The organism is Enterobacter mori LMG 25706, from assembly GCF_000211415.1.
Lineage (GTDB): Bacteria > Pseudomonadota > Gammaproteobacteria > Enterobacterales > Enterobacteriaceae > Enterobacter > Enterobacter mori.
Window position 1 is genome coordinate 1 of sequence record NZ_GL890776.1, and the last position, 19,491, is coordinate 19,491.

The window sequence follows — 19,491 nt, forward strand, 5'->3', positions numbered from 1 at the left end:
TCCTAAACCGACGTTTTATAGATTGCCATGGGTCGTCCTGGCCGATAACTTCACCTGATTTTTTTGCAGAATTTATTGGGTGAAAAATATGCAAATTGGCCATGTAAGGGTGTCAACAAATGACCAAAATACGGATCTTCAGCGCCACGCCCTCGAACGCGCAGGATGTGACCAGATTTTCGAAGAAAAAATGAGCGGAACAGTGGCAAACCGGCCAGCACTCAAAAAACTTCTCAAGGCACTGAATGAGGGGGATACGCTGGTGGTTTGGAGGCTGGATCGACTCGGTCGAAGTATGCGAATTATCTTCCGCTGGTAACTATCATTATTTGTGGTGTAAGTAATTGAAATTTCTACTTTTGAAATTAGAAGCATTCGATTAACATAATGTTGATAATGATTTATTCTAGGTATCACTCTAACTGTAAATGGTTTGAGTAATATAAATTTTAAGAAAAGTGAGGAAAAATGAACAAGCAAGAAGTTATCGATGGTCTCAATCTTTTCAAAAAAAGATTGCTTGGCGAAGTGTTACAGGCATTTCAGTCTCGTGGACGTGAATTTGGCAATGAAAGATTTAATGCATGGCGTAGAAAATTCTCTCAATTTTTAGACGAAACTCTACCTGGTGAAACAAAGGTTTTAAATGCAAAGCTAACACATTATGCATATTCAGTAAGGTATGGTGAAAGTGATGCTCAGCGATTTTGGCGAGAAGATGGGGAAACAATGGATGCTTACATTGACTCATTGATTTTGGATGTAGAGAATGATGAGTACGATATTCGTGAAATAAAAGATGACAAAAAATATGAAGTCGAAATAAGTCAAAGTGAAAAACCTAAGAATAAAGTTTTTATAGTGCATGGGCATGATGGCGAGGCCAAACAACGTACCGCGCGTTTTATTGAGAAGCTTGGCTTTGATGCGATCATTCTTCATGAGCAGGCTAGTAGGAGTATGACGATAATTGAAAAGATTGAAAAATACTCAAACGATGTTGGTTTCGGAATTGTTTTATATACACCAGACGACATGGGAAATGTAAAGAGTGTAGCTGAAAGCGGCGATTTAAATTACAGGGCTAGGCAGAATGTTATATTTGAACATGGTTTTTTAATAGGTAAGATTGGACGCGAAAACGTAACTCCATTGGTGGAGGGGGCAATTGAACTCCCTAATGATATTAGTGGAGTTGTTTATATAAATGATAGTGATTGGCAAGTTGACATAGCAAAAGAAATGAAGGCCGCAGGCTATGATATTGATTTCAATAAGCTTTTATAGATAAGTGATTTAAGGCTCTTTTATACTTTTTCTTAATATCTGGCTCTAATTGTTAAAGTGAGCCAGATTGTTGAATTTATTCAAAACTAGATTTTCGTTCTTTTTAATTGAAAGTCACATCTTTTCCATAGTCTATTTCTAAGCTATGGACGAATTTGGCTAGATATTTAGTGATTATATTAGTGCTTGAGATTATGAGAAAATTAACTTCGAGTCAGATCTCCTACAAACAATGACAATTCATTTTGATTCTTTCAATTTTGGATAGGGTTGCCATGTTCATTCGAACGTCAACTGTAAAGTGGGTCATAAAAAAAAGAGAAAAAAGTATAAATAAGGTTAAGTTCGGAGGCGAAATTATGTCAGGGAATAAATTGGAACTATTAAAAAGTCATTGTTGCCTGTATTGAGATTTATATAGTCATATTTTTCATGAGACTGGCCAGAAGAAATAGGCGTATGCGTGCCGACTTATTGCGAATGACGTAGACAGAAAACAGATGGCGATCATCTATGATGTGGCTGTTTGTACTCTTTTATAAAAAACTTTACTTCAAAACGGCTCAAATCTCTTCATATAGAGATGCGGTCATTAAGTAAAGTTATTGAAACTGTTCTATTGTGATTGCTTATTAAAAAAGAAACGAGAGCCTTAGTAAAAACCCTCGCTAAGAAATTCGATAATAGAGCAATTTTATTTATGGAATTAGGTCATCAATTAAATCATTGAAACCCGAGCCTTGCCGTGAAACAATCTCATATAAATTTATTAATGTGGAATCGCAATACCTGCTTTTCCAGAGAACTTCATAATTATCAGTGACTATCGCAAGTTGGGGTTCTTCGGTCCATGCCCACTCCACATCATCAAAGAAATGTTTATATTTCCTCAGATAGATAACAAGCTTTTTCCCTTTATAATCACAAGTATAAACCGCGCCGATACGATCCTCGTTCGCCTCAGTAAGCGCGAAAATAGCTTTTGAAAGTACAACTTTCCATACAAGTTTATCTTCCGATGTCTCCCTGCTTAATTTGACATAAAGTTTATTTAAATCATTGTCCTTAAACATTAGTCCCACCTCATGTCTTTCATTATTTGATCTAAATGTACTGTTAATGAAGATAAATCTTGGTATATATCCCACGCTTTATCTTTATTGCTAATTTTTATTACTTTTCGTCTTCCGAAGAAGCGAGTTTTTGGAGCAATCAAATCTAAAATGTTTATAACCGCATTTTTTTGGTCGCTTTCAACTTTACTCAGCAAATTATCAATTACTGGATAGCAAGTCTTAACCTCCATAGAAAACCTTCGGTTAAACTCAATCCAGTTATTGTCAAGTTCACGGCTTGTTAATATGCTAAATATTTTGTTAGTAGTTTGAGAGATTTCAGTCTTAATTTCAGGGAGCCTGCCTTTGTTTTTGAATTTTTTTTTCAAGAAATTAGTAGTCCTGATAACCCATAATGTCATGAAAAAACTTATGATGGTTAAAATGGTTGCCGCATCCGTAATCGATTGTGATATATGGAAACCCATACTCCTGCCCCTATGAACATCCCAAGCATATTATGTATAAGATTCATCAAATTGCAATCATTACATAGAGTACATAATGACCATGGTTTGAAGTTACAGCGTGTGTTCGTACTAAGTAGGATTTTGTGGTTAATGCAAAATTATCTTGACTTTGCTGTTATTAGAATGGGCATGGTTCATTCGTTTTGCTCATTATATGGATTCTGCAACAAATGTAGCTTCACTTTTGGTAGCATACCATTATCGCTTTGGTTAATTATCAACCGTTAATTTTCGCGTTTCCTACAAAATTATACCGGATGCCACAAGAAATTATCTCTTAAGCTAAAAGTTTGTAAACTATCTCCTTTGCTTCTTTCCCGGCCATATTCTGCCGCACCAAATCACGATCCGCTTCACAAGTTAGCACAACATATCATCAAGATCTTTATCAGCCGCAGATGTGACTAGATGAAAGCCTTCTGCTTAATGACCACGTTTAACCAGCGAGCTCCCCCCCAGAAAACAGGATCAAAGTGCAACTGCTCGTCACGTTCGCTCAGCAGGAAAACTTTAGTCTCTGGTGAGAAGTTGTAACTGCCAATCGGCTCTGGGTCATATACGATGACGCGATCGCCTTCATCGGCTAGATAAGCCAGATACTCTTCACGGCTTTCTGCTTGTGCGAAACGTCCACACAGAAACTTCCAGTCAGTAGACTGAATGTATAGGGCTGGGAGAAAAAGTAGCGCACTGGTTAAGTCTTACTAACGGATTCGAGGCGATTATGCTGATGAGTAAGAGATGCGTAAAGCGATACGTTGTGAAACTGGAAGGTGATACGCAAAAGTGTAAATTGTGGGGGCATAATTGGGGGCAAAATTGAAGCGGGGGCATGATTTGGGGCGTTAAAACGGCCTATATTGTCCGATAAAGTCCACACAGAGCTTTTTATAAGTCGCTGATTTATTAGTTACTTACTGATTTAATAGTGATTCTGATTTCTACCAAATAGTCTAACGCTGATTATGTTGTTGTGGTGATAAACATTGACTAAACCGGGGAAAAGCATCCCCCTTTTCGGGCGAAAAGGGGGAGAAGGGGTTACTTAAGCTCGTCAACCATAGTGACGGCGCGACCAATATAGTTCGCCGGGGTCATCGCCTTGAGACGCGTTTTCTCGTCCTCCGGCAGTTCCAGACCGTCGATAAACTGCTTCATGCCTTCAGCGTCCACGCGTTTGCCGCGGGTCAGCTCTTTCAACTTCTCGTACGGTTTTTCAATGCCGTAGCGGCGCATCACGGTCTGGATTGGCTCCGCCAGCACTTCCCAGTTGTGATCCAGTTCGTCCAGCAGACGATCGCGGTTCACTTCCAGTTTGCTCACGCCTTTCAGGGTGGACTGATAGGCGATCAGCGAGTAGCCAATGCCTACGCCGAGGTTACGCAGTACGGTGGAGTCAGTCAGGTCACGCTGCCAGCGGGAAACCGGCAGTTTGCTCGCCATATGCTGCAGCATGGCGTTCGCCAGGCCCAGGTTGCCTTCGGAGTTTTCGAAGTCAATCGGGTTCACTTTGTGCGGCATGGTGGACGAACCGATTTCACCGGCGATGGTTTTCTGTTTGAAGTGGTTCAGCGCGATATAGCCCCACACGTCACGATCGAAGTCGATCAGGATGGTGTTGAAGCGGGCGATGCAGTCAAACAGTTCCGCGATGTAGTCATGCGGCTCGATCTGGGTGGTGTATGGGTTCCACTGAATGCCCAGAGAGGTCACGAACTCTTCGCTGAACTGGTGCCAGTCCACTTCCGGATAGGCGGCGATGTGGGCGTTATAGTTGCCAACGGCACCGTTGATTTTGCCGAGGATCTCAACCTGTTCCAGCTGACGATACTGACGCTCCACACGGTATGCCCCGTTCGCCATCTCTTTACCCATGGTAGATGGGGTAGCTGGCTGGCCGTGGGTACGGGAAAGCAGCGGAATGTCGCGATATTCCACAGATAGCGCTTTCACCGCGTCGATGATTTTACGCCAGTATGGCAGCACGACTTCTTTGCGCGCGGTGGAGAGCATCAGCGCGTGAGACAGGTTATTGATGTCTTCAGAGGTACAGGCAAAGTGAATGAATTCAGACACGGCGTGCAGGGCAGGAACGCTTTCCACTTTCTCTTTCAGGAAATACTCAACCGCCTTCACATCGTGGTTGGTGGTGCGTTCAATGGTCTTAATGCGCGCAGCATCTTCTTCATTGAAGTCAGCAACGATTTTATCAAGGTAATCGTTTGCCTTTTCGTCAAAAGCAGGAACTTCCTTGATTGCTGCCTGGGCGGCCAGCTTCTGCAGCCAGCGCACTTCAACCTGAACACGGAACTTCAGCAAACCATATTCGCTGAAGATCCCGCGCAGCGCGCTGACTTTATCGCCGTAGCGTCCATCGACAGGGGATACGGCGGTCAGCGAGGATAATTCCATAATTCGCAACTCCGGGAGGTTAACAATGAGCAAGAATTTGTTTTGCCTGAGTGGTCAGGCGATTACGAGAAAACATTAACTGCAGGCGGCCGCCGCCGACCTGATGCCACAGCACGGCGGCGCGGATGCCTGCCAGCAGCGAGGCGCGAACCTTCGCCTGAACCTGTGGGCTTTGCAGTACCGCAGGAGAGCCGGTGACCTGAATGCGCGGGCCTAGCGGGCTGATGACGTCGACATAAATCCCCGCCATCGCGCTCAACAGCGTTTCCGACTGCAGGTCAAAATGATCGAGCTGACGCTGCAGCCCGGCAATGCGATCGCCCAGCGTATTCATTGCGCCTTTTGCGGCGTTCAGCTTACGTTCCAGTACCATCAGGCTTAACGTGTATCGGGTTAATTCCGCGTTTAACCCCTGACGGTTGCTGGCATTGAGCACGCCGAGCAGGGTTTCAAGACCGAGACGAAGATTGGCTTCACTGCCGCCGAAAACACCCAGCGTAGAGCCCGGGTTGAGATCGATAACGCTGTTAAGTGAAACGTGCAGGGCATCGGCGTCGCAGTGACCCTGATGCGCCAGCTGTTGCACCAGACGGGCTGACTGGCAAATTCCCGCCAGCGCCAGGGTGATGTCATAGTAGTTCTTCGCCACACGGTCTCCTTTATGTGTGCAATCGTATTAAACAGCAGGCAGCGGCATGCGCTGTTCAATGATCCCGCCGCCCAGGCAGATCTCACCGCTGTAGAAGACAGCGGACTGACCCGGGGTGACGGCTGCGACCGGCTCGTCGAAACGCACGTCAATGCGATCGTCATCAAGCGCGGTAATGGTGCAGGGAATGTCGGTCTGACGGTAGCGTGTTTTCACCGTGCAGCGGAGCGTGCCTTTCAGCGGCTCGCGATCGACCCAGTGCAGCTGCTGCGCGATAAGCCCAACGGACATAAGACGCGGATGATCGTGGCCCTGGGCGACAACCAGAATATTGTTTTCAACATCTTTGTCGACGACGTACCACGGATCTTCACTACCTTCTTTGGTCCCGCCGATACCCAGACCTTTACGCTGGCCGAGCGTGTGGTACATCAGACCCTGATGCTGGCCAATCTCTTCACCGTCGACGGTGACAATTTTACCCGGCTGTGCAGGCAGGTAACGTCCCAGGAAATCGCGGAATTTGCGCTCGCCGATGAAGCAGATGCCGGTGGAGTCTTTTTTCCTGGCGGTGATCAGGTCCAGCTCTTCGGCGATTTTACGCACTTCCGGCTTTTCCAGCTCGCCGACCGGGAACAGGCTTTGGGCAATCTGTTCGTGGCTCAGCGTGTAAAGGAAGTAGCTCTGATCTTTATTGCCGTCCAGACCGCGCAGGAGCTGGCTTTTGCCATTCACATCTGCGCGACGCACGTAGTGACCGGTCGCAATGTAGTCTGCGCCCAAATCTTCTGCGGCGAATTCCAGGAAGGCTTTGAATTTGATCTCTTTGTTGCAGAGAATATCGGGGTTCGGCGTGCGGCCCGCTTTATACTCTTCCAGGAACAGTTCAAAGACGTTGTCCCAGTATTCCGCCGCAAAGTTTACGGTGTGCAGTTCAATGCCAAGCTTGTCGCACACGGCCTGCGCATCGGCGAGATCCGCAGCGGCAGTGCAATATTCCTCACCATCATCTTCCTCCCAGTTCTTCATGAACAGGCCCTCCACCTTATAGCCCTGTTGCTGTAACAGGTAGGCGGAAACGGAGGAATCGACACCGCCGGACATGCCGACGATCACTTTTTTCTGGCTATTATCTGACATGGAATACTCACGACATTGAACTTCAAGGCGGCGTATTCTATCACGCCCCCCCACCGTTGACACCCTCTGTAAACGGCCAGTTAAATTCTCCGATGACATCCAGCGGCAGGCGAACCGCAGACTGCCAGCAGCGGATGCTTTCCGCAACCAGCGGCGAGCGCAGGTTTGGCGCGTTCAGGATCTCGTCGGCGGTCACCCACAAGCAGCGATCGATATCGTCATCGTGCGGTTCAGTGGCGCACGTTTCGCTAAGCTCAACGGTGAATAAAAAACGCAGGAAGGGGGTGCTATCGGGCGCGATCCACTGGTGCATGCGGATGAAATGCTGAGGCTCAGCGTGAATGCCGGTCTCTTCCCACAGCTCGCGCTTCGCTGCCTGGAGTAGGGTTTCATTGGCTTCAAGATGCCCGGCAGGCCGGTTCCACAGCGCTTTGCCGTTGATGCTCTCTTCAACAACAAGGAATTTGCCCTGGGCGTGAACCACACAGGCGACCGTAACATGCGGTTTGAACATCGTTTCTCCTTAAGGGACAGCGTCCCGCCATTCGCCGTTCGCCAGTGAATCCAGCGTGTAGCTGCCCATGGCGTAGCGAATCAGACGCAGGGTAGGGAAGCCAACGTGTGCCGTCATCCGACGAACCTGACGGTTGCGGCCTTCGTAAAGGGTGATTTTAAGCCAGCTTGTCGGAATGGATTTACGTTCACGAATCGGCGGGTTGCGCGGCCATAGCCATTCCGGCTCATTCACGCGCTCAATACCCGCGGGCAGGGTGGGACCGTCATTTAACGTCACGCCGCTGCGCAACGTCGCCAGCGTCGCGTCATCCGGTTCGCCTTCAACCTGCACAAAGTAAATTTTCCCGGTACGTTTACCCGGTTGCGTGAGCTTCGCCTGCAAGGCGCCGTCGTTGGTTAAGACCAGTAGCCCTTCGCTGTCGCGGTCCAGTCGTCCGGCGGCGTAGACGCCCTGCACGGGGATGTAGTCCTTCAGCGTGCTGCGCCCGGCCTCGTCGGTGAACTGCGGCAAAACATCGTAGGGTTTATTGAACAGAATCACCCGCGTCGGCTGGGTTTCTTGCGGTCTTCTGGTGGCTTGTCGCGAGCTGAATCGCTCAACCCGGTGTTTTGTAAAAGAAGTTTTCTTCATGGTATTTTCAGGCGTTATCAATTGCCGCATTATAGCCTAATAACGAAGACCTTTCATGGCGTCGGACATTCAGGTACTATCGAAGGGCTCATTACAATTTATTAACATAAGATCAGTAACAACCAGAAGCGCTCGAAGGAGAGGTTAATGGAAAGCAAAGTAGTTGTTCCGGCGGAAGGTAAAAAGATCACCCTGCAAAACGGCAAGATTAACGTTCCCCACAATCCGATTATCCCGTTCATTGAAGGCGACGGTATCGGTGTAGACGTTACCCCGGCAATGCTGAAAGTGGTTGATGCCGCTGTTGAGAAAGCCTACAAAGGCGAGCGTAAAATTTCCTGGATGGAAATTTACACCGGTGAGAAATCGACTCAAGTTTATGGCCAGGACGTCTGGCTGCCAGCAGAAACGCTGGACCTGATCCGCGACTACCGCGTTGCAATTAAAGGCCCTCTGACGACGCCAGTTGGCGGCGGTATCCGCTCCCTGAACGTGGCACTGCGTCAGGAGTTGGACCTGTACGTGTGTCTGCGTCCGGTTCGTTACTATCAGGGCACCCCAAGCCCGGTTAAGCACCCTGAACTGACCGACATGGTTATCTTCCGCGAAAACTCAGAAGACATCTACGCGGGTATCGAATGGAAAGCGGACTCTGCTGACGCAGAAAAAGTGATTAAATTCCTGCGCGAAGAGATGGGCGTGAAGAAAATTCGCTTCCCTGAGCATTGCGGTATCGGCATTAAGCCGTGCTCCGAAGAAGGGACCAAGCGTCTGGTGCGTGCGGCCATCGAATACGCGATCACCAACGACCGTGACTCTGTGACCCTGGTTCACAAAGGCAACATCATGAAGTTCACCGAAGGCGCGTTCAAAGACTGGGGCTACCAGTTGGCGACCGAAGAGTTCGGCGGTGAGTTGATCGACGGCGGCCCGTGGCAGAAGATCAAGAACCCGAACACCGGCAAAGAGATCATCATTAAAGATGTGATCGCCGATGCGTTCCTGCAGCAGATCCTGCTGCGTCCTGCTGAATACGACGTAATCGCCTGTATGAACCTGAACGGTGACTACATCTCTGACGCCCTGGCAGCGCAGGTTGGTGGTATCGGTATCGCCCCTGGCGCGAACATCGGCGACGAGTGCGCCCTGTTTGAAGCGACCCACGGTACTGCGCCTAAATACGCAGGCCAGGACAAAGTGAACCCAGGCTCTATCATTCTGTCCGCAGAGATGATGCTGCGTCATATGGAATGGTTCGAAGCCGCAGACCTGATCGTTAAAGGTATGGAAGGCGCGATTAACGCGAAAACCGTCACTTACGATTTCGAACGTCTGATGGAAGGCGCTAAGCTGCTGAAATGTTCAGAGTTTGGCGACGCTATTATCGCGAATATGTAATCTACTCGCTGGATTAAATATCAACGGGAGCCTAAGGGCTCCCGTTTTTTTAACCCGATAAGTGTTATAATCACGCTTGTTGTTGAAAATATTAAACCGAGTCAACTCAACCTGAAAATTTAGCCTTTCCCTTGATTAATTACTTTACTGAAAAGGGGAAGTATCGCTCTTCTGAATTTGTGCTTGATTTTAGTCTTAAAGGTTCTGCCTGCCATGAGCTCATTCCATATTTTCTTCTTTTTTATATGGATTTCGTGCGCATCCTGGGGAACATTAATCGTAGAGTTCTTGGCTTCATCAGAAAGATGCACAGGGTGAGGTACAACAGAATATACCTCAACCAATGACATATCTTCAAACAGCCCCCATTTATCAGACACAATCCAGACAGGGTAAAGTCCTTTTAGTAACGATCTTGCGGCTTCACTGTTTATGATATAACTATGTGCCGTCGTGGCAAGTAAGGTTTTATGTAAAGAATAATTGCCAGAAATAGCTTTTAATGGTTTTTTAAAATACTTGTTTGTGCGGCTTAGCAAGATAACCGAAGGACGCTCTGAAGGAACGGTGATGTTTTGGAGTACCTTTTGAAAATCTTCGGTCAAAACAACGTCATCTTCCAGGATCAGAGCATTATTGATATTTTCATCAATTATTTTTTTGTAGATTTGCTGATGGCTTAGTGCACAGCCGATCTCACCGGGAAGAAAAGCGTAATTTACTTGAGCGGTGACACTTTGCCTCTCTTTCTCTGACAACTCTCTGCCATCTACGGCCTCTACAAACTCAGCAGAAAGCCCCAGAGCAACAAGCTGGGCCTCAATTTTCTGCCTTCTTTCTACGGACTGTTTAAGATTTACAATAAAAATCTTCATAAAAAACCTATTATTAAAAGCCTTATTGTGGTCACGAGTCGAACTCTGTAGCTGAGCAGCAAAAAAGATGCATGGCATGAATATGTCTGTCTATCAAGCTCAACCCGTAACTACATCCCACTGCGGTATTATGCTTGTCGCTGTTACTGCTGCAATAGCTATCTTCATTCTTAAGCGAGAAATGTATCTGTGGATGGCTAAAACGGGTCGAAAGGGCTTTAATCGCCTGTTGAAGCAATCAATCAACTAACTGAGCCTTCCCTGGGCTTTTGTCGAAGAGCGTCGTCAGATATAATCGTGATATTGCCCTTTAATTGTCAGGCGTGAGACAGGTATGAACAACGATATCCCACTTAAATTTCATGACATCGTGGATGAGTACTCGACGGAAGCCGCTGAAATGGTGAGCGAAGCGGAGCGAGATCAGCTGGCACACTATTTCCAATTGTTGATCACCCGCTTGACGAATAATGAAGAGATCAGCGAGGAAGCCCAGCAAGAGATGGCCAGCACAGCAGGGATCCGCACGATGCGTGTTGATGACGTTGCGAATTTCCTGAATCAGTGGGGCAACGAGTAACACGTTGATGGCATAGGGCGTCGGGTCAACGTGTAGACATCCCAGCTCACCGCCCTTCAGTAATTTGAGTTATACTCTATCCGATTGAGTGAATCAGGATAACGTTTGGCAATAAGCTATATTTTGTTTCACTTTCTTCCCCTTCAAAAACGTGCTCGCAGAAATCAGGTTGAGACAAATTACGCAACCAACCAATACTGGTGGTTTCATTTGCATGGCTTAAGTACAATTTATTTTCCTCTTATACTGACCTTTGCTACAGTGACAAGAGTTGTCAGCCAGGGATATCAGGCGTGATAAGGTGGATTAGCTCGTGCATGTGAAAAACGCGTTTAACACAACAACCATTACCGTCATCATCGTCTCACTGATTATTTCGCTGTCGCTTGTCGTTCAGATCGCCACGTCCAGACAGCAATCAATTCAACAAATTAATACCAGCGTTGCCAACCTGAGCCATACCCTTGATGTGTACACTGAGGGGATTATGCGCCAAAGTGAAATGTTGATTACCACTGTCTCTGACATGATTGAAATTTATGGCATGACACCGCAGCAGGCTGTGAATATTCAGCGGATAATAACAAATCAGGATGATTTACTTTCTCAGATAAATAATGTCGTCGTCTACGATGCGAAAGGGGATATCTTCACGGCATTGCACGAGGGGTTTTCCGGTTCCCGTAAAGGGGCAGACAGGCCATTTTTCGTCTATCACAAAGAAAATAAAAATTCGCAGATTTTTATTGGTCAACCTGTGGTGAGCAGAACAAACGGTAAATGGGTGATTACCATCAGTCGACGCCTGGAAACGCACTCGGGGGCCTTTAACGGGGTTGTCGTGGTTACGCTGGGTATCGAAAACTTTCTTGCGCTATATGGACAAATTAACATTGGTCATTCTGGGGTTATCGGTTTAACGACGCAAACAGGTGTATTACTGGTTCGGCACCCTTTTAAAAATAACTATATTGGCGCGATTGTTTCTGACTCACCCCTCTTTAAAGAGTATCTCAAGGTACAGAACGCCGGGATAGCCAGTTCCGTCTCGCGGTTTGATAAAATTGAACGCATCTACGCGTTTGAGAAAAATAAACGCTATGGTTTGGTGACGACCGTGGCGGTCAGCAAGGAGGAGGCGCTGTCTCCCTGGCGCAAGCAGGCCATTCAGCTCGCCGTCGTTATTCTTATTTTAACCGCCGTGCTCATCGTGGCTTCCTACTTTTTGTATGTAGACTTATCCAGAAAAAACCGGGTTAACAAAGAGCTTCAGATCATTGCCTCTGAAGATGCATTGACCGGGCTTTTCAATCGCCGCGCATTTGATGAAAAGATCCTGTCTGAAATTGCGCGCTGTGCGGCTGACAATTCCCCGATTTCGGTGCTGATCGTGGATGCGGATTTCTTCAAAAAATATAATGACAACTACGGGCACCCGGAAGGGGATCGCTGTCTTAGCCTTCTGGGAGAGTGTCTCAGGAAAAGCCTTACCCGGAACAACCAAATTGTGGCGAGATACGGCGGTGAGGAATTTGCGCTCATCTTGCCTGACACCGATATCGAGGAGGCGTGTCGCCTTGGCAAATCGATTATTCGCAATGTCTGCTCCCTGAATATTGAACACGATTTCAGCCCCTTTGGGCGGGTAACGGTAAGCGTAGGAGTCTCAACCGCGCGTGCCGTGGAGATTGCAGGTAGCCAGCAGAACATTATTATTGCTGCCGATCGCGCGCTCTATCAGGCAAAACGGGCCGGACGAAACCAGCACGCCTTTATTGCGGTATGACGTGTCTGTCTTGCAGGCAAAAAAAGCCCACTCAAGAGTGAGCAAGAAATACTGGAAGCAATGTGAGCAATGTCGTACTGAATACCTGAGTGTTTCACTCAACTATTCAGTATTGAGAAAGATAATCTTTCTCAACAAAAGATGCAACCCCACACTTCATGTGGAACGGCATTTTTTATAGCTCAGATTTTACTCAATCAAACCCTGTGATGCTTATCACAAATTTCCTTTCTTAAATCCTGTGCCATCCTTTTCTGTGTCGTTGATTTAATGACAAAAACCATACAGAGAGGAAAGCTATGGGAATTTTATCCTGGATTATCTTTGGGCTGATTGCGGGGATCCTGGCGAAGTGGATTATGCCGGGCAAAGATGGTGGTGGGTTCTTCGTAACCGTCATACTGGGGATCGTGGGTGCAGTCGTTGGCGGCTGGATCAGTACCCTGTTCGGGTTTGGCAAAGTAGATGGCTTCAATTTTGGCAGCTTTGCCGTCGCGGTAATTGGCGCCCTGGTGGTTCTGTTTATCTACAGAAAAATCAAAAGCTAAATCTGTTATTTGCTGAAAAAGGCTGCCAGATGGCGGCCTTTTTACATTGGAGGTTTACCACCAGCCGAACTGTGAACCTGCGACAGCCACGATTGCCACGATCAACATAATGATGGTTGTTTTTCTCATTTATGCCCCCGGCGCAGCGTAACCGCCAATGAAAAACCAGGCTAAAAAAATCACCGCCGTTATAAAAATAACAACCGGGAAGAGGATCCCTATTCGCATGCCATCACCTTTATCGTTTTACGTAACGCCGTAGAGTGTACGGCGTTAATCCATCGTGAGAAAGCGTGTTTTGCTTTTTCCTTTTTTGTCTTGATACATCGCCATATCTGCCGCCTGTAACGCGCTGTCCGCATCGGTGCTGGTGGGATCGACTTCGACGATACCCAGACTCGCACCCGGATACACAATATGAACCTGACCGAACCAGTATTCACCCGCAATGCGGGCGCTAAGTCGGGTTTTCAGCAGATTAATTTGCGTCCTTTCGGCTTCCTCTGTGCTTTGACTCAGACAGGCTACCAGAAACTCATCGCCGCCTAATCTTCCGACGATCTCGTCCTCGGTCTGTTCGTCAGTGAGTCGTTTGCCCACTTCGATCAGGAATCGATCGCCCGTCTCATGCCCGAAGCGATCGTTAATCAGTTTGAAATCATCCAGATCGATAAACGCAATAATGGCGTTGCGTTTAAGGTGTTTAGCTAAGGAAAACAGGGTGGTGAGATTCTCGAAAATCGCCCGACGGTTGGGCAACCCCGTGAGGGCATCGGTATAAGAGTGGGCGATGAGTGCTGCATTGGCTTCGCGAAGCTGGGCCACCAGGGACTCTTTCTGAATGTACTGTGCAATTAAACCGGCAAACAGCTTCAGCACGTGTTCACCGCGCTCGCTAAGCTGCTTCTTCTCCGTGCTGGTCGCGCACAGGGTCCCGTAAATCGAACCATCAGCCAGGTGAATAGGGATACTCATGTAGGTTGTAATCCCAAGCGCTTTTGCGGCTTCGCAATCAGGCCAGCGACCCGGCACGTCGTTGCTGAACAGAGTATCGCTATCTATCGCACGCTTGCACAGGGTATCCCCCCACGGAACGCTCAGCCCTTCAGGGATCTGCATCTGCTTACTGTTGCGGGCATAAAGAATGTGCTGCAACCGTGCGTTGATATCCACCTTTGTCAGGTAGGTGGATTCCATTTCGGTCACAATTTCCAGCATCTCCAGCAGCTGGCGTACAAGACTTTCTAAGGATTGCTCGGTGGCGAGTGTTTCAGAAACACGGGCAAGGATGATATCCGACATGACGTGGGTTGACTCCCATACAGAAGACGTCTGCAACTGCATGTTATGCTGAAATTTTCCAATTTCGACATAGTAAAACATGAATATAACAAATTTTATACATTCTCCGGGGCGATTCAGGAGACAAAAAGGCCCCGGTACAGAGACCGGGGCAAAGACATCTTGATTACGGAATGATGTTCTCTGGTCATATCGAGAACACGCTGCACTGTAAGGGGCAAAAGTGCAGTAACGATGGAGAAATCATGGAGAAAACCCGCCTGACCCGTTACCCTGACGTTTTCAGGACGCTTTAAGGATCGCGATGATGAAATATCTGTTACTGGCACTGGCGTTACCGCTCGCAGCATGCACAACAAAAGCTACTCAACCTGACGCCCCTATGCCGCCGCATGCGGTAGGGATGGCGAACCCGGCCTCCGTGTTCTGCCTGGAGAAAGGTGGCGAACAGATCCCGGTGCAAAGTCCGCAGGGTGTGCGTACCGAGTGCAAACTGCCTGGCGGTGAAGTGATTGATGAGTGGGATCTCTATCGTCGGGATCATCCGCAACCTGCCAGGTGACAGCGGGATACTGTCTGCGATACACTTCTCTTTAGGATTATTCTTAGCCAGTTTCTGGCGATATTGACCGCGAGAGAAGTATGTTTCAGTTAAAGCCGGGTAGCCTGGCGATAATCATTGGCGCGCGTACGCCAGCTGGCCGCCGCAACGTTGGAAAATCAGTGGAGCTGTTTGGTCTTTGCCAGCCAGGTCAGCGTTTTGTTAATCCAGTAAACGGCGTGATGACGCAGCTGCCTGCAACGGCGGACCGTGCGCTGTGGCTGGTGACGGGAGATGTCTATGCGTTTGATAATCAGCATGGCTTTGCGTTTGTCCGCCCGGAACATCTGCTGCCGCTGACGCCGGACGAAACATCGCAGACCTGTGATGAACTGCCGATCGGTTGATTACAGATGGCGCAGCCAGTCAGCCAAAACCAGGGCATGATTTTGCGCCTCGTCTTTAGCGCCATAGAGCAGGGTTAAGGTCTGCCTGTTTGCCAGAGCTGCCAGGCGCTGGCCTTCGTCCTTATGCTGAGCCAGTTCTTCCCGATACGCCTTACTGAAGGCGGTGAAATCAATCGTTTCGCTATGAAATGCTTTGCGCAATTCATTTGAAGGCGCGAGCGTTTTACACCATTCATCATACGCGAGGTCTGTTTTTTTCACCCCGCGTGGCCACAACCTGTCCACCAGAACCCGATAACCGTCGTCCTGACTGGCCCGATCGTACAGGCGCTTGCACTGAATCATATTTCATCCCTCCCAATTTAAGGTATTGTGATAATTGCAGAAGATCGGTAGTCTGAGGTTCCTTATGTTATCTGATAATTCTTTGGCATAAGGACTCCCTCATGGAACACCTCCCGGTTAAAACGACGCTGCGCATTGCCCTTGTTGGCGATTATAACGCTAATGTGGTTGCGCATCAGGCGATCCCACTGGCAATTGACGATGCCGCTGCTGTACTGGATCTCACCGCCGATTATGACTGGCTTGCAACAACGGAGCTGACCAGTCCGGAAGACCTGGTAGGCTATGATGCCATCTGGCTGGTGCCTGCAAGTCCCTATAAGAACACCGAGGCGGCCTTCATCGCCGCACGCTACGCCCGTGAAAACAGTATTCCCTTCCTCGGGACCTGCGGTGGATTCCAGCATGCATTGATTGAGTACGCGCGCAATGTGCTGGGCTGGAGCGATGCTGCTCACGCCGAAACGGATACCGAAGGGACGATGGTGATTGCGCCGCTGACCTGCTCGCTGGTGGAAAAAACCGATGCCATTGAACTGCGCAACAATACGCTCATCGCGAAAGCCTATGGAAAGCCGGAAATTGTAGAGGGTTATCACTGCAACTATGGCGTGTCGCCAGAATTTGCGCAGGAGCTGGAGAGCGGTGATATGCGCGTGACGGGCTGGGACGAGCAGGGCGACATTCGCGCAGCCGAACTGGTTACGCATCCGTTCTTTGTGATCACCTTATTCCAGCATGAACGTGCAGCGCTTGAAGGGCGTCCGGTGGTGCTGGTGCAGGCGATGCTGCGCGCGGCGCGCGGATAAAACAAGGGCAGACTATCGGGTCTGCCCTTGTCATTAGCGGGGTGTGATCTCCCGGTCACGCCCGGCAAGCACGCCGCAAACCGCCATCACCGCGGCGGCCAGCGCGCAGGCCATCAGTGGAATGCGCCAGTCCCCGGCTGTGTCGTGAATTTTCCCCATCAGCGGTGGCCCGCAGGCGGCCAGCAGATAACCAATCGACTGCGCCATACCGGATAACGCCGCCGCCTGGTGCGCAGAGCTGGCGCGCAGGCCGATGAAGGTCAGGCCGAGGATCATGGTCGCACCCGAGCCAAAGCCAAACACCAGCGTCCATATTACCGCCATGTCAGGCGCAAACCAGAACCCCGCCGCGCTCACCGCGCACATCAGTGCCACGATGCCGGCGATCCCGCGCTGATCCTTCAGGCGATGGAGGAGCAGTGGGATAGCAAGACCCGGCACGGCGGTGGCCAGCTGTAGCAGGCCGTGCATCGAACCTGCCTGTGTTTCACTGTAGCCGTGACTGAGTAATATCGCCGGCAGCCAGCCGATGATCACGTAGTAAATCAGCGAGTTGATTCCCAGAAACAGAGTCACCTGCCAGGCAAGGGCAGAGCGCCAGATGGCGCGATTGTGCAACGCACCTGCGCCGGTCACGGTGGCGGCAGGGGTCTGACGCCACTGCGGCAGCCACAGCAGCAGGGCGACCAGCGGGAAGATCATCAGCATCAGCAGCGCGCCGTGCCAGCCCGCATCACCCAGCGCCAGGGGAACAATCAGCGCAGAGCCTAACGCAGCAGACGCCCCCATTGTCAGGGAATACGCCCCGGTGAGCTTAGCCACCTGTCCCGGGAAGTCGCGCTTGATTAACCCCGGTAACAGCACATTGCCCAGTGCGATACCACAGCCGATGACCGCCGTACCGATAAACAGCAGAGAGGCCGAAGGCAGGGAACGCACGCCAATTCCGGCGCAAATTAGCAGCAGGGCGAGAAACAGGCTGCGCTCCATGCCGATACGGCGGGCGACACCTGCGGCGAGGGGAGAGATTAACGCGAATGCCAGCAGAGGCAGCGTGGTGAGCAAACCCGTTTGCGCGGTGGTTAAGCCGTAGTCCTGACGGATGGTGTCAAGCAGCGGCGCCGCCCCGGTAAAGGTGACGCGAAGCGTGGTGGCAATCATCAGGATGCCTGCAATCAGCAGCGCGCCGTGTTTTCCTGACGTTCGAATAGCTGTAGTCATTATGTTCTCATACGTTCAAGCGAGCGCACACAATACCGATTTTCAGCCTGGTTGAAATCAAGCTAAAATGACAGTTTATCGCTAATATCGGACAACTTTATGATCGGTCTTGGGTTGGATGGCTACGATCCGGATAGCCAGCACGACGCTGCGGTGGCGTTTCGCATCCGCGTGGTGGCTGAAGAACAGCATATTTCGCTGCATCATCACCGTAAAGGTCAGCTGATTCTGGCGCTGGGGGGCGCGATCACCTGCGATGTGGAAAACGCCATGCTGATGGTGCCGCCGCAGTATGCGGTATGGGTTCCGGGGGAGATGCCGCACAGCAATAAGGCCACGCCAGGCGCACAGCTGTGTTTCTTATTTATTGAACCCGGCGCCGTCAGTTTGCCCGATCGCTGTTGCACCCTGAAAATCTCCCCGCTGGTGCGGGAACTTATTTTGTCGCTGGCGGATAAATCGCGTGAAGAGCTGCGCCTTGCGGCCACCTCGCGCCTTGTGGATGTCCTGTTTGACGAGTTACCGCTCCAGCGTCAGGAGCATCTGCAGTTGCCCGTGTCACCCCATCCTAAAATTCGGCTGATGAGCGAGAAGATGGCAGAAGAGCCTGCCGCCTGGCAAACGCTGGCGCAATGGGCGAGCCACTTTGCCATGAGCGAGCGCAACCTGGCGCGGCTGGTCGTAAAAGAGACGGGGTTAAGCTTCAGGCGCTGGCGACACCAGCTGCAGTTGATTGTCGCCTTGCAGTTGTTGATTGGCGGGAACTCCGTGCAGCAGGTGGCACAGTCACTGGGGTATGACTCTACCACCGCCTTTATTACCATGTTCAAGAAAGGGTTGGGGCAGACGCCTGCTCGCTATATTGCCAGCCTGACTACGACTTCCCAATAAACAGCGAAACCAGCCCGGCGGCAATCAGCGGCCCCACCGGCACGCCGCGGAACAGCGCTACGCCGAGCACGGTGCCTACCAGCAGGCCCGCCACCAGCGAGGGCTGGCTGCTCATCAGCGTCACGCCGCGTCCACCCAGCCACGAGACAAAAACACCCACCGCGATCGCCACCAGCGATTTCCAGTTCATGAACGAATGCAGCAGTGTCGAGGCGGGAAGCGTGCCGCTGGCGATCGGAGCCATCACGCCAATGGTCAAAATGATAATCCCGATGGTGAGGCCTTGTTTTTCTATCCACGGGAAAAAGGTATTGAGCGGGGTCACGCGCACAATAATTAGCACCAGAATCGAGATGGCGACCGTGGTGTTATGGCTGACAAAGCCGAGCGCGGCGAGTGCCAGGAGAATGAGCAGAGTAGGGTCAAACATAGGGAATCCTTGCCAAAATAATTAACCTGCTTACTGTACGCGCAAACGCGATGCAGGACAGTTTTAAAAAGATTTTGTTGTTGTCATAACCTTGTCATTTACGCGGATTAAAACGGAGGCAGATATCGCAAAAGGGGT

Annotated in this window: 23 protein-coding genes and 3 pseudogenes; 11 read left to right on the forward strand and 15 right to left on the reverse strand. The window is 49.7% G+C overall.

Annotated elements, in window-relative coordinates; translation table 11 throughout:
- Window positions 1–88: 88 nt before the first annotated feature.
- From ENTMO_RS24040 to ENTMO_RS26530, 3 genes and pseudogenes are all read left to right on the forward strand, one after another.
- Window positions 89–301 (forward strand): annotated as a pseudogene (locus ENTMO_RS24040) (recombinase family protein); the annotation flags it as partial.
- A 167-nt stretch (window positions 302–468) separates the two neighbouring features.
- Window positions 469–1,287 (forward strand): TIR domain-containing protein, encoded by an 819-nt coding sequence (locus ENTMO_RS0109815; protein ID WP_010429998.1) that lies wholly within the window; start codon window positions 469–471, stop codon window positions 1,285–1,287.
- A gap of 455 nt (window positions 1,288–1,742) precedes the next feature.
- Window positions 1,743–1,829, forward strand: a pseudogene (locus ENTMO_RS26530) (DNA-invertase); the annotation flags it as partial.
- Window positions 1,830–1,985: 156 nt separating this feature from the next.
- On the opposite strand, the gene ENTMO_RS0109820 reads toward ENTMO_RS26530, so the two are convergent.
- The 8 genes and pseudogenes from ENTMO_RS0109820 to rluE form a co-directional block, all read right to left on the reverse strand.
- Window positions 1,986–2,360 (reverse strand): hypothetical protein, encoded by a 375-nt coding sequence (locus ENTMO_RS0109820; RefSeq protein WP_010429999.1) that lies wholly within the window; start codon window positions 2,358–2,360, stop codon window positions 1,986–1,988.
- Window positions 2,360–2,830: a hypothetical protein gene (locus tag ENTMO_RS0109825; RefSeq protein WP_010430001.1), complete on the reverse strand. Its 471-nt coding sequence runs from the start codon at window positions 2,828–2,830 to the stop codon at window positions 2,360–2,362. The genes ENTMO_RS0109820 and ENTMO_RS0109825 overlap by 1 nt, the downstream gene beginning before the upstream one ends.
- 488 nt (window positions 2,831–3,318) lie before the next feature.
- Window positions 3,319–3,510 (reverse strand): annotated as a pseudogene (locus ENTMO_RS26330) (SOS response-associated peptidase); the annotation flags it as partial.
- 403 nt (window positions 3,511–3,913) lie between these two features.
- On the reverse strand, window positions 3,914–5,284 hold the full coding sequence (gene purB / locus ENTMO_RS0109830) for an adenylosuccinate lyase (protein ID WP_010430003.1): 1,371 nt from the start codon (window positions 5,282–5,284) through the stop codon (window positions 3,914–3,916).
- A gap of 19 nt (window positions 5,285–5,303) precedes the next feature.
- Entirely contained in the window at window positions 5,304–5,933 is a 630-nt protein-coding gene (gene hflD / locus ENTMO_RS0109835) for a high frequency lysogenization protein HflD (RefSeq protein ID WP_010430005.1), read from the reverse strand.
- 27 nt (window positions 5,934–5,960) lie between these two features.
- Window positions 5,961–7,073, reverse strand: a complete 1,113-nt coding sequence (gene mnmA, locus ENTMO_RS0109840; RefSeq protein WP_010430007.1) for a tRNA 2-thiouridine(34) synthase MnmA — start codon at window positions 7,071–7,073, stop codon at window positions 5,961–5,963.
- A gap of 40 nt (window positions 7,074–7,113) precedes the next feature.
- A complete protein-coding gene (locus tag ENTMO_RS0109845; protein WP_010430009.1) occupies window positions 7,114–7,587 on the reverse strand; it encodes an NUDIX hydrolase in 474 nt (157 codons plus the stop codon).
- Window positions 7,588–7,596: 9 nt separating this feature from the next.
- Window positions 7,597–8,250 carry a 23S rRNA pseudouridine(2457) synthase RluE gene (rluE, locus tag ENTMO_RS0109850; RefSeq protein ID WP_010430011.1) on the reverse strand — a complete coding sequence of 218 codons (654 nt, stop codon included), beginning with the start codon at window positions 8,248–8,250 and terminating at the stop codon, window positions 7,597–7,599.
- Between the two features lie 117 nt (window positions 8,251–8,367).
- On the opposite strand from rluE, the gene icd reads away from it, so the two are divergent.
- Window positions 8,368–9,618, forward strand: coding sequence for an NADP-dependent isocitrate dehydrogenase (icd, locus tag ENTMO_RS0109855; protein WP_003857898.1), 1,251 nt, complete (start codon window positions 8,368–8,370; stop codon window positions 9,616–9,618).
- A 119-nt stretch (window positions 9,619–9,737) separates the two neighbouring features.
- Here icd and ENTMO_RS0109860 read toward each other — a convergent pair whose 3' ends face one another.
- A complete protein-coding gene (locus tag ENTMO_RS0109860) occupies window positions 9,738–10,493 on the reverse strand; it encodes a glycosyltransferase family 25 protein (RefSeq protein WP_029485042.1) in 756 nt (251 codons plus the stop codon).
- Between the two features lie 334 nt (window positions 10,494–10,827).
- On the opposite strand from ENTMO_RS0109860, the gene ENTMO_RS0109870 reads away from it, so the two are divergent.
- The 3 genes from ENTMO_RS0109870 (at window position 10,828) to ENTMO_RS0109880 (ending at window position 13,407) form a co-directional block, all read left to right on the forward strand.
- On the forward strand, window positions 10,828–11,073 hold the full coding sequence (locus ENTMO_RS0109870) for a DUF2543 family protein (protein ID WP_010430020.1): 246 nt from the start codon (window positions 10,828–10,830) through the stop codon (window positions 11,071–11,073).
- A 313-nt stretch (window positions 11,074–11,386) separates the two neighbouring features.
- Window positions 11,387–12,859: a sensor domain-containing diguanylate cyclase gene (locus ENTMO_RS0109875; RefSeq protein WP_010430023.1), complete on the forward strand. Its 1,473-nt coding sequence runs from the start codon at window positions 11,387–11,389 to the stop codon at window positions 12,857–12,859.
- 299 nt (window positions 12,860–13,158) lie between these two features.
- Complete coding sequence (locus ENTMO_RS0109880) at window positions 13,159–13,407, forward strand: GlsB/YeaQ/YmgE family stress response membrane protein (RefSeq protein ID WP_010430025.1); 249 nt, start codon at window positions 13,159–13,161, stop codon at window positions 13,405–13,407.
- Window positions 13,408–13,461: 54 nt separating this feature from the next.
- On the opposite strand, the gene yoaJ is transcribed toward ENTMO_RS0109880, so the two are convergent.
- The 3 genes from yoaJ to ENTMO_RS0109890 are packed head-to-tail and all read right to left on the reverse strand — an operon-like array spanning window position 13,462 to window position 14,709.
- Window positions 13,462–13,536, reverse strand: a complete 75-nt coding sequence (gene yoaJ, locus ENTMO_RS26945) for a protein YoaJ (RefSeq protein WP_071985424.1) — start codon at window positions 13,534–13,536, stop codon at window positions 13,462–13,464.
- Window positions 13,537–13,635, reverse strand: coding sequence for a YoaK family small membrane protein (locus tag ENTMO_RS25895; protein ID WP_010430030.1), 99 nt, complete (start codon window positions 13,633–13,635; stop codon window positions 13,537–13,539). It abuts the gene before it with no gap.
- A 45-nt stretch (window positions 13,636–13,680) separates the two neighbouring features.
- Window positions 13,681–14,709, reverse strand: a complete 1,029-nt coding sequence (locus tag ENTMO_RS0109890; RefSeq protein WP_029485043.1) for a sensor domain-containing diguanylate cyclase — start codon at window positions 14,707–14,709, stop codon at window positions 13,681–13,683.
- Window positions 14,710–15,016: 307 nt separating this feature from the next.
- On the opposite strand from ENTMO_RS0109890, the gene ENTMO_RS0109895 reads away from it, so the two are divergent.
- A complete protein-coding gene (locus ENTMO_RS0109895; RefSeq protein WP_010430037.1) occupies window positions 15,017–15,271 on the forward strand; it encodes a putative hemolysin in 255 nt (84 codons plus the stop codon).
- Between the two features lie 80 nt (window positions 15,272–15,351).
- The gene (locus tag ENTMO_RS0109900) at window positions 15,352–15,657 is read left to right on the forward strand and encodes a hypothetical protein (RefSeq protein ID WP_010430039.1); all 306 of its coding nucleotides are present in this window, start codon (window positions 15,352–15,354) and stop codon (window positions 15,655–15,657) included.
- On the opposite strand, the gene ENTMO_RS0109905 is transcribed toward ENTMO_RS0109900, so the two are convergent.
- Entirely contained in the window at window positions 15,658–16,002 is a 345-nt protein-coding gene (locus ENTMO_RS0109905; RefSeq protein WP_010430042.1) for a DUF488 domain-containing protein, read from the reverse strand.
- Window positions 16,003–16,103: 101 nt separating this feature from the next.
- Here ENTMO_RS0109905 and ENTMO_RS0109910 point away from each other — a divergent pair, with 101 nt between their 5' ends.
- Window positions 16,104–16,811 carry a CTP synthase C-terminal region-related (seleno)protein gene (locus ENTMO_RS0109910; protein WP_010430044.1) on the forward strand — a complete coding sequence of 236 codons (708 nt, stop codon included), beginning with the start codon at window positions 16,104–16,106 and terminating at the stop codon, window positions 16,809–16,811.
- Between the two features lie 33 nt (window positions 16,812–16,844).
- Here the strand turns inward: ENTMO_RS0109910 and ENTMO_RS0109915 are convergent, their stop codons facing one another.
- Window positions 16,845–18,032, reverse strand: a complete 1,188-nt coding sequence (locus ENTMO_RS0109915; protein WP_010430048.1) for a CynX/NimT family MFS transporter — start codon at window positions 18,030–18,032, stop codon at window positions 16,845–16,847.
- A 99-nt stretch (window positions 18,033–18,131) separates the two neighbouring features.
- On the opposite strand from ENTMO_RS0109915, the gene ENTMO_RS0109920 reads away from it, so the two are divergent.
- Window positions 18,132–18,923, forward strand: coding sequence for an AraC family transcriptional regulator (locus ENTMO_RS0109920; protein ID WP_010430051.1), 792 nt, complete (start codon window positions 18,132–18,134; stop codon window positions 18,921–18,923).
- Here the strand turns inward: ENTMO_RS0109920 and ENTMO_RS0109925 are convergent.
- Entirely contained in the window at window positions 18,907–19,353 is a 447-nt protein-coding gene (locus ENTMO_RS0109925) for a DUF441 domain-containing protein (protein WP_010430052.1), read from the reverse strand. The two genes, ENTMO_RS0109920 and ENTMO_RS0109925, sit on opposite strands and share 17 nt — an antisense overlap.
- Window positions 19,354–19,491 lie beyond the last annotated feature (138 nt).